This is a genomic window from Algoriphagus taiwanensis (assembly GCF_036245645.1).
Lineage (GTDB): Bacteria > Bacteroidota > Bacteroidia > Cytophagales > Cyclobacteriaceae > Algoriphagus > Algoriphagus taiwanensis.
This window is the reverse complement of sequence record NZ_BTPE01000013.1, coordinates 97,654-113,507: the sequence shown is the minus strand read 5'-3', so window position 1 is coordinate 113,507 and position 15,854 is coordinate 97,654. Positions and strand designations below refer to the sequence as shown.

General features: G+C 44.1%; 18 protein-coding genes. 10 read left to right on the top strand and 8 right to left on the bottom strand.

What is annotated here, in order from left to right; all coding sequences use genetic code 11:
- Positions 1–55 precede the first annotated feature (55 nt).
- Complete coding sequence (locus tag AAA938_RS16635; RefSeq protein ID WP_338229884.1) at positions 56–1,573, top strand: DUF4394 domain-containing protein; 1,518 nt, start codon at positions 56–58, stop codon at positions 1,571–1,573.
- Between the two features lie 71 nt (positions 1,574–1,644).
- Here the strand turns inward: AAA938_RS16635 and AAA938_RS16630 are convergent, their stop codons facing one another.
- Positions 1,645–1,929, bottom strand: coding sequence for a TIGR03643 family protein (locus tag AAA938_RS16630; protein WP_338229883.1), 285 nt, complete (start codon positions 1,927–1,929; stop codon positions 1,645–1,647).
- Between the two features lie 39 nt (positions 1,930–1,968).
- Between AAA938_RS16630 and AAA938_RS16625 the strand changes: the two genes are divergently transcribed.
- Positions 1,969–3,438 (top strand): cryptochrome/deoxyribodipyrimidine photo-lyase family protein, encoded by a 1,470-nt coding sequence (locus AAA938_RS16625; protein WP_338229882.1) that lies wholly within the window; start codon positions 1,969–1,971, stop codon positions 3,436–3,438.
- Between the two features lie 40 nt (positions 3,439–3,478).
- Positions 3,479–3,625: a DUF2256 domain-containing protein gene (locus tag AAA938_RS16620; RefSeq protein ID WP_338229881.1), complete on the top strand. Its 147-nt coding sequence runs from the start codon at positions 3,479–3,481 to the stop codon at positions 3,623–3,625.
- Here AAA938_RS16620 and AAA938_RS16615 read toward each other — a convergent pair.
- On the bottom strand, positions 3,622–4,269 hold the full coding sequence (locus AAA938_RS16615) for a sulfate ABC transporter permease (protein WP_338229880.1): 648 nt from the start codon (positions 4,267–4,269) through the stop codon (positions 3,622–3,624). The genes AAA938_RS16620 and AAA938_RS16615 overlap by 4 nt on opposite strands.
- Before the next feature lie 76 nt (positions 4,270–4,345).
- On the opposite strand from AAA938_RS16615, the gene AAA938_RS16610 reads away from it, so the two are divergent.
- From AAA938_RS16610 to AAA938_RS16590, 5 genes are all read left to right on the top strand, one after another.
- A complete protein-coding gene (locus tag AAA938_RS16610; protein ID WP_338229879.1) occupies positions 4,346–5,542 on the top strand; it encodes a tetratricopeptide repeat protein in 1,197 nt (398 codons plus the stop codon).
- 211 nt (positions 5,543–5,753) lie between these two features.
- Positions 5,754–6,236, top strand: a complete 483-nt coding sequence (locus AAA938_RS16605) for an Lrp/AsnC family transcriptional regulator (protein WP_026952335.1) — start codon at positions 5,754–5,756, stop codon at positions 6,234–6,236.
- A 57-nt stretch (positions 6,237–6,293) separates the two neighbouring features.
- Positions 6,294–6,836: an NUDIX domain-containing protein gene (locus AAA938_RS16600; protein ID WP_338229878.1), complete on the top strand. Its 543-nt coding sequence runs from the start codon at positions 6,294–6,296 to the stop codon at positions 6,834–6,836.
- A gap of 4 nt (positions 6,837–6,840) precedes the next feature.
- The gene (locus AAA938_RS16595; protein ID WP_338229877.1) at positions 6,841–8,211 is read left to right on the top strand and encodes an MATE family efflux transporter; all 1,371 of its coding nucleotides are present in this window, start codon (positions 6,841–6,843) and stop codon (positions 8,209–8,211) included.
- A 54-nt stretch (positions 8,212–8,265) separates the two neighbouring features.
- The gene (locus AAA938_RS16590; RefSeq protein ID WP_420915749.1) at positions 8,266–9,615 is read left to right on the top strand and encodes a M24 family metallopeptidase; all 1,350 of its coding nucleotides are present in this window, start codon (positions 8,266–8,268) and stop codon (positions 9,613–9,615) included.
- On the opposite strand, the gene AAA938_RS16585 is transcribed toward AAA938_RS16590, so the two are convergent.
- Positions 9,609–10,790, bottom strand: coding sequence for an MFS transporter (locus AAA938_RS16585; protein WP_338229914.1), 1,182 nt, complete (start codon positions 10,788–10,790; stop codon positions 9,609–9,611). The two genes, AAA938_RS16590 and AAA938_RS16585, sit on opposite strands and share 7 nt — an antisense overlap.
- 293 nt (positions 10,791–11,083) lie before the next feature.
- Here AAA938_RS16585 and AAA938_RS16580 point away from each other — a divergent pair, with 293 nt between their 5' ends.
- Together AAA938_RS16580 and AAA938_RS16575 are read left to right on the top strand one after the other, a co-directional pair.
- On the top strand, positions 11,084–11,290 hold the full coding sequence (locus tag AAA938_RS16580; protein WP_338229876.1) for a hypothetical protein: 207 nt from the start codon (positions 11,084–11,086) through the stop codon (positions 11,288–11,290).
- Positions 11,211–11,540 carry a type II toxin-antitoxin system RelE family toxin gene (locus AAA938_RS16575; protein WP_338229875.1) on the top strand — a complete coding sequence of 110 codons (330 nt, stop codon included), beginning with the start codon at positions 11,211–11,213 and terminating at the stop codon, positions 11,538–11,540. Before AAA938_RS16580 ends, AAA938_RS16575 begins: the two co-directional genes overlap by 80 nt.
- Positions 11,541–11,600: 60 nt before the next feature.
- Here AAA938_RS16575 and prfB read toward each other — a convergent pair.
- The 5 genes from prfB to AAA938_RS16550 form a co-directional block, all read right to left on the bottom strand.
- A protein-coding gene (prfB, locus tag AAA938_RS16570; RefSeq protein ID WP_338229874.1) for a peptide chain release factor 2 occupies positions 11,601–12,702 on the bottom strand; the annotation gives its coding sequence in 2 pieces (ribosomal slippage) (positions 11,601–12,641 and positions 12,643–12,702; 1,101 coding nt in all).
- 66 nt (positions 12,703–12,768) lie between these two features.
- Positions 12,769–13,281 carry a hypothetical protein gene (locus tag AAA938_RS16565; RefSeq protein WP_338229873.1) on the bottom strand — a complete coding sequence of 171 codons (513 nt, stop codon included), beginning with the start codon at positions 13,279–13,281 and terminating at the stop codon, positions 12,769–12,771.
- Positions 13,282–13,356: 75 nt separating this feature from the next.
- Positions 13,357–14,424 (bottom strand): branched-chain amino acid aminotransferase, encoded by a 1,068-nt coding sequence (locus AAA938_RS16560; protein ID WP_338229872.1) that lies wholly within the window; start codon positions 14,422–14,424, stop codon positions 13,357–13,359.
- A 64-nt stretch (positions 14,425–14,488) separates the two neighbouring features.
- Positions 14,489–15,037: a cob(I)yrinic acid a,c-diamide adenosyltransferase gene (locus AAA938_RS16555; RefSeq protein ID WP_338229871.1), complete on the bottom strand. Its 549-nt coding sequence runs from the start codon at positions 15,035–15,037 to the stop codon at positions 14,489–14,491.
- A gap of 59 nt (positions 15,038–15,096) precedes the next feature.
- Positions 15,097–15,813 (bottom strand): ABC transporter ATP-binding protein, encoded by a 717-nt coding sequence (locus AAA938_RS16550; RefSeq protein WP_338229870.1) that lies wholly within the window; start codon positions 15,811–15,813, stop codon positions 15,097–15,099.
- Between the last annotated feature and the right edge of the window lie 41 nt (positions 15,814–15,854).

The window sequence follows — 15,854 nt, the reverse complement described above, 5'->3', positions numbered from 1 at the left end:
AGGTAAATCCAGCTCGACAATTCAATGCGTATTTCCAAAAAAACTACATACGCTTATGAAAAAACAGCTGAATTTTTCTTTGGGCTTGGCCCTCTTTCTATTGGTTGTAGGATTGACTTCCTGTGAAGATGGGAATGAACCGATAGAAGCCAATCCCGGTGCTACCCCGATGGTAGACCTGACCGTATTGGGTGAGGGGAATCAACTCCTCTTTTTTGAAGGAGGGGAGCTAAGTGTTCCTGCCAATACTGTACCCATCACCGGCTTGGGTTCTGGCGAACAGATATTATCTATTGATTACCGACCTGCTACCGGACAATTATATGGGGTAAGCTCTGCAAGTAGACTTTACCTGATCAATGAAAACTCCGGTTTAGCCACTCCCTTAGGAACTCAGCCTTTCAGTCCTTCCATTGAGGGAATGATGGTTTCATTGGATTTTAACCCTACGGTGGACCGAATCAGACTGGTAACGGCTCAGGGACAAAATCTCAGATTGCACCCTGAATTGGGAACAGTCGTGGCAACGGATGGAAGAATCAATGGAGGAATGAATCCGATGATTTATGGTGTGGCTTATACCAATAGCGTTTCCGGAGCTACCACCACGACACTTTATGATATTGATCTGACTCAGGACAAGTTGTACATGCAAATGCCGCCAAATGATGGAGGATTGGTAGAAGTTGGAAATTTGGGTGTTGATTTTAACGGCCCCACAACTTTTGATATTAATCCGGACAATTCGGTTGCATTGGCAGTGAGTAAAACAGAATCTGATCAGTATAGACTTTATCAAATCAATCTTGAGACAGGACAGGCCTCATGGGTGGGGAGATTTGGAGTCAATGTGTTGGGAATTGCTTTTAAAACCAATCCCATCGCATATGGTGCTGATGCTGAAGGAAGGTTGTATCGCTTCAATCCCATGGGAGATGACCTCAGTATGGTCGAATTTCAAGGTTTGGAAATGGGAGAACAGGTGCTTGGATTAGATTACCGACCAGTCAATGGACAGCTTTTGGCAGTCACCAATCAAAGCCAGCTTTATTCAGTCAACCCTTCAAACGGGACCTTGACTAAAATAGGAATGCCTTTTTCTCCTGTGATTGAGGGGATGAAAGTAGGCTTTGACTTTAATCCTACCGTCGACCGAATTCGTTTGGTGACAGAAAATGGTCAAAATCTAAGGCTTCATCCAGACTTGGGAACTGTAGTCGCTGTGGATGGAATGCTCAATCCGGGAATGCCCATGGTCGATGCCGCGGCATACACGAAATCATTTGCAGGGACTACCTCTACAGTATTGTATGTAATCGATTTTGCAACGGACATGCTATATCAACAATCTCCTCCCAACGACGGAGTACTGGTGCCGGTCGGTGCCTTGGGTATTGACGTATTGGACGGAAACGGTTTTGATATCGGTGGTACATCAGATATGGCCTACGGAGTCTTCCGAGTAGGCAGCAATGTGGGAGTTTACTCCATAAATCTGAGTAATGGCCAAGCTTCCAAAGTAAGAGATTTGAACTTCAATCCTTCTGCTATGGCACTTGGATTGGGATTTTGATAGATGAATGGGTTGACTTGAACATAAAAGGCAGATCGGGTGATCTGCCTTTTTTTGATTTTTCAGGGATTCTATCGTTTGGAAATCTTATTCAGAGCTATGCTTTTTTGCATCCTTGATTTAAAAGTATCCATGTCTTCGGGAGCTTTTTTGGCATGCTTGGTGGCTCGGCCCTGCACTCTAGCTCTCCACATTTTGAAGGAGCTTCTTTTCATGGTTTTTCGCATCAGAGCAATGGTTTCTCCCTCACTGATTCCAAATTGAGCCTGAATCGCATCAAATGGAGTACGGTCTTCCCAAGCCATCTCCACGATTCGATCCACTTCTTCTTCGGATAAATCTTTCAATTTCTTCATGAATCTCAAACTTTGCCTCGTGCTGAAAGTTTTCTAGACGTGCAGAAAATTTCCCTGGTTTGGCTGAAAAGAGACCTCAGACTGAGTGATCATGCCCCGCTGGCAGAAGCGATTGACTCAGGCTTTCCCGTATTGATCATGTATTGTTTTGAGCCTAGCCTGGTTCAAGCTCCCCAAAGTGATGTCCGACATTGGAGGTTTGTCTGGGAAAGTCTTCAGGATCTTCAAATCCGACTCCATACCCATTCCACTCAAGTGGCTATATTTTACCGGGAAGCAGAAGAAGTCTTCACTTTCCTTTCCGAGATGTTTTCCATTCAGACTGTGTATTCCCATCAGGAGACAGGGATTGATTTGACCTTCAAGCGGGATTTGAGCTTGGTCGATTTTTTCCAACGGAAAGGAATCAAATGGAAGGAATATCTTCAGCAAGGGGTGGAAAGAGGTAGAAAAAACCGACATCGATGGAATAATCTCTGGTTTGGATTCATGAGCTCAGCACTTGCCCAGCCGGATTGGAATCGAGCCTCTTGGGTTGGTTTTAATGAGGATATTTGGGACGAGTTTCGCCAAAATCCCATTCCTGAAGCATGGAAAATCCCCAATCCTCTGATGCAACCCGGAGGAGAGTCCAAGGGAAGGAAATACCTTCAGAGTTTTCTTTCCGATCGGGTCAAAGATTACAGCAGAAATATCAGCAAGCCGGAACTCAGCCGTAAATCCTGCAGTAGGTTATCACCTTATTTAGCCTGGGGATGCCTTTCCCTTCGAGAGGTGTACCAGCTTTCTCAAGTTCAGGCTAAAACAGGTAAACAATCTAGGAATTGGACCAATTTCCAGTCCCGACTCAAATGGCATTGTCACTTTATCCAAAAGTTTGAGATGGAGTCCCGAATGGAGTTTGAGCCCATCAATAGGGGATTTCTTCATTTGCCTTTGGAGAAAAACGAGAATTTGATCAAAGCCTGGGAGGAGGGGAGAACAGGAGTGCCCCTGGTAGATGCCTGCATGCGATGCCTGAAGGAGACGGGATACCTGAATTTTCGCATGCGCGCTATGGTGGTGTCTTTTTTGACCCATCATTTGGGACAAAGCTGGAAATCCGGTTCCAATCATTTGGCTCGAATGTTTTTGGACTTCGAGCCGGGTATCCATTATCCCCAATTGCAGATGCAAGCCGGAGTCACGGGTATCAATACTGTTCGAATTTACAATCCTGTCAAGCAGTCTCTGGATCATGATCCGGATGGAATATTTATCCGAAAGTGGGTGCCTGAACTCCGAAATCTGCCCAATTCCCTCATCCATACGCCTTGGGTTTTGACTCCTTTGGAACAAGGTAATTTGGGGTTGGAGCTTGGTAAAGATTATCCTCTGCCTTTGGTGGATTTGGAGAAAGCTGCCGCCAAAGCAAGGGAGGTGATTTGGGGGGCTCAAAAACTTCCTGAGGTGCTCAAAGAAGCCGAGAGGATTTTGGCTAGACATACCTTATCCAAGCGTTGGGCATAGCTCAAATGAGGATTCACCCGATCAAAAACACTGAAAATCAATGAAAAAAGAACATTTACCGACTAAAATGTGCCCTGTCTGTTCCCGTCCATTTACTTGGAGAAAGAAGTGGGAAAAAAACTGGGAGGAGGTAAAATATTGCTCCAAGCGATGCTCAGGAGAGGCAAAATCCAAAAGAAAAGCCTAGCGATATGCACCGATGTAAAATGCCAACCAAATAAACAAAGGAAGGAAATAAGCCAATAGTACCACGACAGTACTTTCGGTGAGATTTCTTCGGCTGATCATATGGTAGCCAAATACCCAGAAGATTCCGTAAAGAATCTCAAAGACATTTAGAACTGAAAGAGGGTAGTGGTACTTTTCTTCAATATTTTCAGGTCCGACCAGCCAAAGTGCCGATAGGGGTTCAAAATTCTGGATTTCCTGATAGGTGATATTGCCAGAAGGATTGATATAGGTGAGGATTCTGAGGAGTTCAGGGAAAATAAAAACCACTTCTGCCACCAAGGCAAACTTCCAAAGTGCTTTAAAATCCGCCTTATACCCAATCATCAGTCCAATAGACCAAAATAAAAAGGCGATCACGGTGAATTTCCACAGCAGGGCAAAAGGCGTCCAGAGATAATTCAGGGAATTGAACAAGTGAAAAAACATCAAATCGCCTTTTCTCTCTAAATCCTCGTACCCTGGAATAGCCTCCAATACCAAAACATTGGTCAGATACCGGATTAAAAGAAAAATGAAGAGCAGGAAGAAAAAAAAGACACGTTTGTCGAAATCAATCAGTTCGCTTAAACGTTGTGCCAAAGGAGAAGCGTGTTTTGCCATGGGAAATGCTAAATCCTCCTAAATCTAATTGATTGTGGCCAATTCGCTTTAGTTTTGTGGAGAATACCTGTGTAGGATGAATAAAAGAATAACCGAATATATCTTTTTCTTAGTGTTGCTTCTTGGGTCACTTGGACTTCAGGCCCAGCCTCAGCAGCCTGTCGAATTACCGTCCAATTCAGAATATCTGCTTTTGGACAAGGGCTTGCAGTACCGGATTACCAAGGCGATCAACAGCATGTACAATTTTGACTTTCCCACGGCCGAGCGGGATTTTTTAGTCATCATGTACCAATATCCTGAGCATCCGCTTCCGGATTTTCTGATGGCTTTGGGCTATTGGTGGAGGATTGAAGTGGACGTGACCAATACCCGTTACGACAATGTGTTTATCCAATACTTGGAGCGTGCAAATGAAAAGGCAGAGAGAATGTTTGATGCCAATCCCAACAACAAGGAAGCTGCGTTCTTTTTGGCGGCTGGATACGGTTTTATGGGACGGTTATACAGTGAGCGGAAAAGCTGGACCAAAGCCACTTTTGCCGGAAAAAATGCACTGAAGTACATGGAATTGAGCAGGGGAGAGGAAGAATTCAATCCGGAGTTGCTATTGGGAGATGCGCTATTCAATTATTTCTCGGTGTGGATTCCTGAAAATTATCCCTTACTCCGTCCTGTGATGGCCCTTTTTCCCAAAGGAAACAAGGAATTGGGAATCCAGCAGCTCGAAACTGTGGCCAGCAATGCCTTTTATACCCGAGTGGAGGCACAGTATTTTCTCTTCCGGCTTTATGCTTCTATGGAAAATAGGCCCTACGATGCCTTGAGAATTTCTGAATATTTGCACCAGAAGTTTCCAAACAATCCCTATTTCCACAGATCTTATGCAAGACACCTTTATTCGGTGGGGCGATGGTCTGAATCGGTCCGGGAATCCTATGAAATATTGGATCGAATAGATCAAAAGCAAACCGGCTATGAAGCGAATAGCGGAAGGTATGCGTCTTTTTATGTAGCTGAGTATAACTTTAGGACTGGAAATAAAGCCGTGGCCAAGCAGTATTACCAAAAAACGGTGGCCTATGGCGAAGAATCCGAATCCCAAGAAAGCGGCTATTACCTGCATGCCTTAATCCAGTTGGGAAAAATAGAATCCGAAGCAGGAAATAAGGCTAAGGCCAAAGCGTATTTTAACCGGGTAAAGAAATATGCCAAGCGAAAACACCCCGCTCACAAAGAAGCCAGAGATTTTATAAAAAAGAATAAACTTTAAATTCGGCCTTCCCGTTAGAACCACTCTAAGGCAGGAGATAATTTGAAATTTTCGCGAGTACCTTGCTGTTTGTAAGGAATTCACTGCCAAATACTCAGAAATACTTCTAAAAAATTTTGAATCCGTTCATCAAAAAGCGAACAATCGATTTAAAATTTTAATCAATTATATTAAATTTGCGCCACAGAAAATTTTGTAAAGACGTAGAAACATGGACAATAGTGTAAGAATCAAATTTGATAAAATCGACCGTAGAATACTTGAGATTCTTCAGGCCAATGCCAAGATTACCAATGCCCAATTGTCCAAGGACATCGGACTCTCTCCTGCACCTACTTTGGAGCGAGTAAAGAAGCTGGAGCAATCTGGAATTATCAAAAGCTACCATGCTAAACTGGACCCTGAAAAAATCGGTTTGGGTGTTAGCACATTCGTTTTGGTTAGCTTGATCGGACACAATAAAGGAAATATCGATGCATTCATGAAGGAGATCAATGACATTCAGGAGGTCATCGAATGTCACCATATCACAGGTACAGGAGATTTCATTCTGAAGATCATTGCCAAGGACATTACCGCTTATCAAAAATTGATGCTGGAGAAGGTTTCCGAAATCAAAGAAGTGGATTCCATGCAGTCCATGGTAATTCTCTCTACCTTTAAGGATTCAAAAGTTTTGCCTATTCCTGCTTAATCAGCAATCTAATCATAGAAAGGGTGGCAAATTGCTACCCTTTTTTTTTGAATAAATATGGAATCAAACCCCTGGAAAACCCTCAAAGAGGAAAAGATCTATGAAAATCCCTGGATTCGGGTAGAGAATCATCAGGTACTCAATCCTGCCGGTAAAGAAGGGATTTATGGAAAAGTCCATTTTAAAAACCGGGCCTTGGCCATCGTTCCGATTGATGAAAATCACGATACCTGGCTGGTAGGCCAATATCGCTACACTTTGGACGAGTATTCTTGGGAAATCCCGATGGGTGGAGGCAAAATCGATCAGGATCATTTGGAGTCCGCCAAAAGAGAACTGAAAGAGGAAACGGGAATAACTGCTGGCAAATGGACTGAAATCATGAAAATCCACACGTCCAATTCAGTCACGGACGAGGTGGGTTATATTTATTTGGCTGAAGAGTTGAGTTTTGGGGCGACGGAGTTTGACGAGACGGAGGTATTGAAGATTGTTAAGCTTCCCTTTCAGGAGGCATTGGAATGGGTCATGGCAGGGAAAATCACTGATTCCATTAGTGTTGCTGGAATTCTAAAAGCTGCCCGCATTTTGGGCTATTAGCAATATGACGATTAAGGATCATTTTAAGACAACTTTTATTCTGGCCTACCCGGTGATGCTAAGTCAGTTGGGGCAGGTAGCTGTGGGCGTGGCTGATAGTATGATGGTGGGGCAGTTAGGTCCTGTTCCTCTGGCTGCCTCCGCTTTGGCCAACAGTATCTTTTTTGTCATCATGATGTTTGGTATTGGGGTATCTATGGGCATCACTCCCTTGGTCTCCATTGCGGATGGCAAAAGTAAGTTGAAGCGAATATCCAGGCTGTTTAGTCATGGGCTTTGGATCAATGTCACTGCAGGAATTCTTTTGATTGGGGTCATTTTGGGCTTGTCCCAAGGGCTTTCCTATCTGGAGCAGCCCGAAGAAGTGGTGGTTTTGGCATTGCCATACCTGTTTATCATCACAGCCTCCTTGCTGCCCATGATGGTCTTCCAGACTTTCAAGCAGCTGGCAGAGGGACTTTCCCAGACCAAACAGGCGATGTATATCACCATCTTTTGTAACCTGGTCAATGTATTTTTGAATTGGGTTTTCATTTGGGGAAAGTTCGGAGTGCCTGCCATGGGTCTAAATGGGGCAGGCTTGGCTACTCTAATTTCCAGAGTTTTGATGATGCTGATGATGGGAGGATATATTCTTTCTTCTTCCCGGTATAAAAAGTATCATTTCAAGCTTCGCAATCCCAATGCGAGCTTTCCTATGATTACCCGAATTCTGAAAATCGGCATTCCCACTGGATTCCAATATATTTTTGAAGTATCCGCATTTGGTACAGCTGCGATTATGATGGGTTGGATCGGAGTCAATGCCCTTGCCGGACATCAGATTGCACTCAATTTGGCATCCATCAGCTATATGATGGCTACGGGGCTTTCTACTGCAGGAATGATCCGGGTAAGTAATCAGATTGGAAAAGGCAATCTCAAGGCAATGAGAGAGGCTGGGATGGTAGTCTTCGGGTTGGTGATGGCTTTTATGTTTCTCTGTGCGGTGATATTTGTGGTTTTTAGGGACTTTTTACCTGAGCTTTATATCGATGATCCTGAAGTAATTGCATTATCTTCTTCCCTGTTGATCATCGCTGGTCTATTCCAATTGAGTGATGGAGTTCAGGTAGTGGGATTAGGCGTTTTGCGGGGATTGGAGGATGTGAAAGTTCCGACTTTGGTCACTTTGATGGCCTATTGGGTTTTGGGTCTACCTTTAGGCTATGTGCTAGCCTTTGAATTTGGATTTGCTGAAAAGGGCATTTGGTATGGATTGCTCATTGGTCTGAGTATCACCGCAGTGCTTTTATTCTTTAGGTTCAATTCCCTGAGCAAGAAAAAAATCCAGTCCTCGAATTCGTCAATTTCTGCGGCCCAACTGGCGGAATAATTTCTTTCCTTTTCACTCCAAACCTTTATCTTGGAGCTGAAAAACCGCCTTCTTATGAGATTAATGCTTCTTTCGATCCTTTGGGTCAGCTTTGTTTTTTCTTCTTTTTCCCAAGAGCCTGCTGTGCTTACACAAAGGGAACAGTCTCGAGTCATCGATCAGTGGCTGGAAGATAGAATTGGAAATCTCCTTCCCAGCCTCATGACTGAAACGGGGATTGATATGTGGATTGTCATGTCCCGGGAGTATAACGAAGATCCTGTAATCCGCACCTTACTTCCCTCCACTTGGCATGCTGCGAGACGAAGAACCATCCTAGTGATGTATCAGCCTTCACCCAATGCCGCAGTAGAGTCTTTTGCCATAGCCCGATATGATGTGGGCAAGTCCTTCAAAAAAGCCTGGGATCCAGAAGCTCAGCCTGATCAGTGGAATGCCTTGATGGAGATTATTAAAGAAAAAAATCCCAAGAAAATCGGGCTCAACTATGCCAAAGACTATGGACATGCGGATGGACTGACCCATTTTGACTACGAGGAGTTCATGAAAAAGCTACCTGATGCTTTTAAGGACAAAGTGGTCTCTGCCCAGACTTTGGCTGTGCGCTGGCTGGAGACAAGAACAGCCTCAGAAATGGCAGCCTATAAGCATATTCAGGAATTGGCCCATTACATCATTGCAGAGGGACTATCTGATCGAGTAATCACACCGGGAGTAACTACCACAGACGATGTGGTGTGGTTTTACAGGGAAAAAATCAAAGAGATGAAGCTGGATACCTGGTTTCATCCTACCGTGGATATTCAGCGACCTGACCCGAATTCCAATGAAGCAAACCGATCATTCGCGGTTAGACCGGATGTAGCAGTCATTATGCCCGGGGATTTACTGCATATTGATTTTGGGATCACCTACCTGAGACTCAATACCGACACGCAGGAGCTGGCCTATGTTTTAAAGGCGGGTGAAACCGAAGTGCCCGCTTATTTGCAGGATGCTTTTAAAGTTGGAAATCGCCTTCAGGATATTTTGACTTCCAATTATGTGGAGGGAAGAACAGGAAATGAGATTTTACGGGCTTCCCGACAGCAGATGGAGGCAGAGGGGATTCGCGGAAGTATCTATACCCATCCGCTTGGGTTTTATGGGCATTCGGCCGGACCCACCATCGGAATGTGGGACAATCAGGGTGACACCCACGGTGCGGGTGATTTTCCTCTTCATGCCAATACCGGTTATGCAATTGAGCTAAATGCCGTTGTTTTTGTCAAGGAGTGGAACAAAGACGTTCGGATTATGCTGGAAGAAGGAGCGTTTTTTGATGGGGAAAAGGTGACCTATTACAATGGTCGCCAAAAGTCCATTTTGGCTATTCCGAGAGTGAGCAATTACCTGGGCTATTGATGAGATTGACTGAGTTTTCGGTCCCTTTTGGTGAAGATCAAAATCAGAAAGGATAGAAAAGCAAAGCCTGCTGCAGTCAGAAAAACCAATTTGAAATTAGAAGTGGAATTGGAGTAGAGCCACCCGGAAATGAGGGCTCCTACGCCAATTCCGCTTTCTAAGAAAATATACATCGTAGCCAAGGCCCTGCCCCGATACTTATCCAATGACAAGTCTACCACCCAGGCAGTGGTAGTTGGGCTATACATCCCTACAGCTGCTCCAAAGAGCACTCCTGAAGCCAGCAAAATGGTTTTACTTTCTGCCAAAGCGATAGCTGCCATTGCCGCAACCATGCAGATGCTGGCCACACGCATCACGACCACCCGACCATATTTGTCGGAAGTCCGACCTGCAATAAGTCGAATGCCTAAGCTGGAAAGCGTGAAAACAGCAAAAAACAGCCCTTTATTTTGAATTCCTAAGTGAGTGGAAAAATCTGGAATGATGGTCAAAACCACTCCAAACGAAAAAACGGATAAAAAAAGGACTACCGAAGGAAGAAGCACTCGTGTTTCTATGATTTCTTCTTTATTCAGTTTGAAAAGACGGGCAGAGAGCTTTTCTCTTTCCTCTAAAGTTTCTTTTAGCTTGATGAGAATCAAAATAGAAAAGATGGCAGTGAAAGCCGAGCAGTAGAAAATCCAATCTATGCTCCAAAATCCGGCTAACCATCCTCCTACAGCGGGTCCTGCTGCCATTCCTAGGGAGCCAAAAAGAGATTGGATTCCCATGGCTTCCCCTCTTTTTTGAAAAGGAACAATATCAGCTACGTAGGCAGAAGCACCTGTTGGGGTAAATCCTGCCGAAAATCCGTGTGCAAATCGGAGAAACAGAAATCCTGAAACAAAGGTGAGAAGGGGATACAACAGGCCCACCACAAAGCAGACTGATGCCCCAAACATCATCACAGGAATCCGGCCGACTTTATCCGCCAATTTTCCACTGAAGGGTCTGGAAAGTCCAGCTGAGAGCGTAAAGAGTGCAATAATCAACCCTTTGTAATCTTCCCCTCCTAAAGAGCTCAGATAAGCTGGCAGTTCGGGGATAATCATATTGAAAGAGGAAAAAAACAGGAAGTTGCTGAGGCAAAGCAGGAAAAAATCAAATGTGAAAAAGGAGGGAGTAAGCCGCATTTGCACAAAAGTCAGGACAAAACGATTTAAATCCAATTAGAACTTGTTTCTTCTATTGCCAGTTGAAATTTTATCTCCCAGGGGAATTAAAGAAACACTAATCTGAAAATGATCATTGTATTTTAGTTGCCTTTCAAATAAATTAATGAAAAAATAGGTCGGTCTATTAAGGTTGTATAAAGTTCACTCCATTGAGCAACCTATAAAATTGAAAAGCATTTAGCTTCATAGTTTTCGATTTTGAATCTTCTTGTGCTAAAAAAAGACTAATCCTGAATAAAAAACAGAAGGGTATGAAAACTTTAAATCCTCAATTTATCAAGAATGAAAAAGGGGAAAAGGCTTTGGTGGTTTTACCAATCGAAGAATTTGATGCGATTCTGGAAGAATTGGAAGAGTTGGAGGATATCCGTCTTTTTGATGAAGCCAAAAAAGAGGATACGGGAGAAAGATTATCCTTGGATGAATACCTTGAATCCAGAAAAAACAAAAATGCCTAAATACAGAGTTTTTCTTTCTCGAAGGGCAAAGAAGGACTTGGATAAATTAGATAATCTAAAGGCTAAACCCATTCTTAGTGCAATTGCAAACCTTTCCGAGGAACCTAGACCATCAGGGTGTAAGAAGTTAAAGGGTCGGGATGGTTACCGGATTCGTGTCGGGGATTATCGAATTATATACGAGATTTTTGATAGTGATTTGATAGTTGATATCATTGCCCTTGGTCATAGGAAGGATATTTACAATTGACCTTCAGGGTCATCTGAAAATAAAAGCAACAAAGGCCGGAAAATCTCCGGCCTTTGTTTTTTACTCTTTATTGGCTTCTTCTTCGCTTTGGGCAAGGAGGAAGGCTTTCATAAATTCATTTAAGCCACCATCCAAAACACTTTGCGCATCTGAAGTTTCATGACCGGTCCGGTTGTCTTTCACCAGCTTGTAAGGATGAAGGACATAGTTCCGGATTTGGGAGCCAAAGTCTACTCTGAGCTTGGATGACTCAATTTTGGCGATTTCAGCATTTCGCTTTTCCAATTCCATCTGATAGAGACGGGATTTAAGCATTTGCATGGCTTTTTCCCTGTTGGCAAGCTGGGAGCGCTCTACTTGGCAGACCACCACGATTCCTGTTGGTTTGTGCGTCAGCTGCACCTTGGTTTCTACCTTGTTTACGTTCTGTCCACCGGCTCCTCCGGATCGGGATGTATGCAATTCTACGTCGGCAGGGTTGATTTCGATCTCGATCGAATCATCCACTTCCGGGTATGCATACACAGAAGCAAAGGAAGTATGTCTTCTTCCTCCTGAGTCAAAAGGAGAGATTCTAACCAATCGGTGTACTCCAGTTTCGGATTTCAGGAAGCCATAAGCCAAAGGACCTTCAAATTCCAGAGTGGCGGATTTGATTCCGGCAACTTCACCCGGCTGCACGTCAACCTCACGGACTTTGTATCCGTTTTTCTCTCCCCACATGATGTACATCCGCATCAGAATGGAAGCCCAATCGTTACTTTCAGTACCTCCCGCTCCGGGGTTGATTTCCAGCACGGCATTGAGCTGATCTTCCTCAGCAGAAAGCATCTTTTTGAGTTCGAGCTCTTCTACGGCAGATTTTGCCTTGGTGTACTCTGCCTTGATTTCTTCCTCACTTACCTCCTCCATGCTGTAGAAGTCATACAATACTTCCAAGTCTTGGATGGTCTTGTCCAGGTTTTCGAAATCGCTGGTCCAGGTCTTTCTGGCCTGGATTTGTTTCATGGTTTTTTCTGCCTCTTCTGGGTTGTTCCAAAAGTCAGGCTGGGCCGAAACGGCCTCTAGATCTTGGATTTCTAATTTCTTCCGATCGTAGTCAAAGATACCTCCTCAAAGCCGAAGTGCGGGCTTTCAAGTCTTTCAGTTGTTCTGAAGTCATCTGTCTAAGTTAAAATTTCGGTTGCAAAAGTCTGAAAAAAATCGGGCATATGCCAGCAAAGCCGGATTAATCCATGCGCATAATGATAATTTGAATCCTGTTGTCCCCTTGATTTTTGAAGGTCTTGTAGCGTAAAGGAATCATAGCCAAGCCCGTCCCTACCAAAACTGCTGATAGAGTAGCTACCCCCGAATCAATTTCAAAGACCTCATCTTGGTAAATACTATTGATCGTTTCAACAGAGAATAGAAGTACTCCAGACCCTAAAAACAAGGCAGTTAAGTTTCTCAAGGTTCGATTTCTCTTGTCTTTTTGCCTGATGTCAATGGCTTCAATGTCGTTTGGGCTGATGATGTTTTCGGTGAGGAAAATAAAATCATTATCCAGTCTTTCGATTTTATCCGTGATAAAATAGCCCAGCTTTTTGCTTTTGTAGGTAATGGTTTCTCCGGGATAAAACCGGATTTGGCTTTTTTGATTACTTCCTCGCTTGAGCAAAACAAAATCCTTAGAAGGGGTCTGAGCAAAACCCAAGGTAGAAATGAAAAAGATCGAGAGGAAGAAAAGCCGTGCTTTCATGGGTGGGTAAAAGAAAAGGCTGAGTTCGGACTTGAGAAAATGATTTCTCTTTTTCCAAAACTCAGCCTTTGAAGTTTAGATTTTGATAATCCAGCTGTGAGGATCGCTGATTTCTCCATATTTAATTCCGTCCAACTCTCTCAAAATTCGATTGGAGAAGGCTTCACTGCTTTTTTCAGGTAGCGTGTAGGTTTTTCCATTGACTTGAATCTTGGCAATATGGGCAATGGTGGCGGCAGTTCCCACACCAAAGGCTTCTTCCAAGGTACCATTTTCCAGTGCTTCCTGAAGCTCACTCACATTCAAAAAGCGCTCTTCCAATGGTTCTGACCAGTCTTTTGCCAACTGAATAACAGAATCTCTCGTGATTCCTTTCAGAATGGTTCCCGTATTGGTGGGAGCGGTGATTAGCTTACCATTGATTTTGAACATCACATTCATGGTACCGCTCTCCTCGATTTTGCTGTGGGATTTGCCATCTGTCCAAAGCAACTGATCAAACCCTTCTTTTTGAGCTTGAAGAGCAGGGTAGAGGGAAGCCGCATAATTACCGGCTGTCTTTGCAGCACCGGTTCCGCCTTCAGTCGCCCGAGTCCAGTAGGTTTCTACTTTCACATTGACAGGCTTGCTGTAGTAAGCGCCCACAGGGCAGGTGAAAATGATGAATTTGTATGTGTCTGAAGGCTTGACTCCGATGTAATTATCCATGGCAAACATGAATGGACGGATATACAAGCTGGAACCTTTCGCAGAAGGAACCCAAGCTTTGTCCAAGTCAATCAGCTGGGCAAGTCCTTCCATGAAGATTTCCTCTGGCAATGCCGGCATACACATTCTTGCTGCGGATTCATTCATTCTTCTGGCATTGGCATCAGCACGGAATATCAGGACTTCTCCCTTGTCGTTTCGGTACGCCTTCAAGCCTTCAAAAATGGATTGACCGTAATGTAATGCTGCATTGGCAGGGCTCAATTCCAGGGGAGCATATGGTTCGATGCGAAGGTCGGTCCATTCTCCGTCTTTGTAATCGGCCACAAACATGTGGTCTGAAATCACTCGCCCGAAGGCCAAGTTTGAAAAATCGATTTCCGACAATCGGGACTTCTCGATTTGGGTTACCGGAATAGCTAATGAAGTTTTCATACTCAAGTTGTTTTTGGGTTTGGAAACCCAGGTCAATATATTTTGAAAGAATTGGGAGAAAGAATTAGGACCTTGGTTTCCAAGTCACTTCATCCACTTCCAGTTCTGCTGCCATTTTTCTGCCTAGTACAAATAGATAATCAGAAAGGCGGTTGAGATATTGAATCACCAGGGGATTGACTTGCTCATAGGAGGCAAGTTCTACCACGATTCGTTCTGTTCTTCGGCATACTGTTCTTGCCAAATGGCAAAAAGAGACGGATTGATGACCTCCGGGAAGAATGAATGCCGTCAGAGGTGGAAGCTCAAGATCCATTCGATCCATTTCCAGCTCCAGCTGTTCGATGTCTTCCACATGAAGGTCAGGCTTTTTTACTTTATCCTTGCCGGGTACCGTGGCCAAATCAGCCCCAAGAGTGAAAAGTCTGTCCTGAATCTCTTTTAGAAAATCAGCTCTCTTTCCATTGACTTCCTGATCTCGAAGTAATCCTAGGTAAGAATTTAACTCGTCTACTGTCCCGTATGCATCGATCCTAAGATCAGATTTTGGAACTCTCAATCCACCCAGGAGGGAAGTGATGCCTTCGTCACCGGTTTTGGTATAAATTTTCATTTCAGCCGCATTTCTAACTCAGGCAAAAATAGCATTCTAATTCGATTTCTCTGGGAAAATCAGGCATGAACGGCCATTCCTCGGGTAGGATTGGGGTTTATTTTGTCTGACTCCACCAAGCCATCTCTGAGTCGGACTATGCGGTGGGCATAGTGGGCGATATCATCCTCGTGAGTTACCATGATGATGGTGTTGCCTTTGGAATGAAGCTCATGAAAAAGCTCCATGATATCATAAGATGTTTTGGAGTCCAAGTTACCGGTAGGTTCATCGGCAAGGATGATACTGGGATTGTTTACCAAAGCCCGTGCAATGGCCACTCTTTGGCGCTGACCACCCGAGAGTTCATTGGGACGGTGCTTGGTTCGATCGCCAAGTCCCACATTTTCCAATGCTTTGAATGCCATTTCTTCCCGCTCTGCCCGGCTATATCCCGCATAGACCAGAGGTAAAGCTACATTTTCAAGGCAAGTGGCTCGGGGTAAAAGGTTGAAAGTCTGAAAAACGAAGCCTATTTCCTTATTTCTGATATCAGCGAGCTCATTTTCACTCATGTCACTCACGTCTTTACCAGCCAAAATGTAGGTTCCTGAAGTAGGGGAGTCTAAGCATCCAATGATATTCATCAGCGTTGATTTTCCAGATCCAGAAGGCCCCATGAAGGCAACATATTCTCCACGCTCTACGCTAATACTCACAGATTTAAGGGCTTGAATGATTTCGGAGCCCATTTTGTAGGTTTTGTTGATTTCGTGGGTTTCAATGACTCTGCTCATGATGCAAGTGTTAGTTTAGGTTAGTGGTTTAGGTTTCGTTT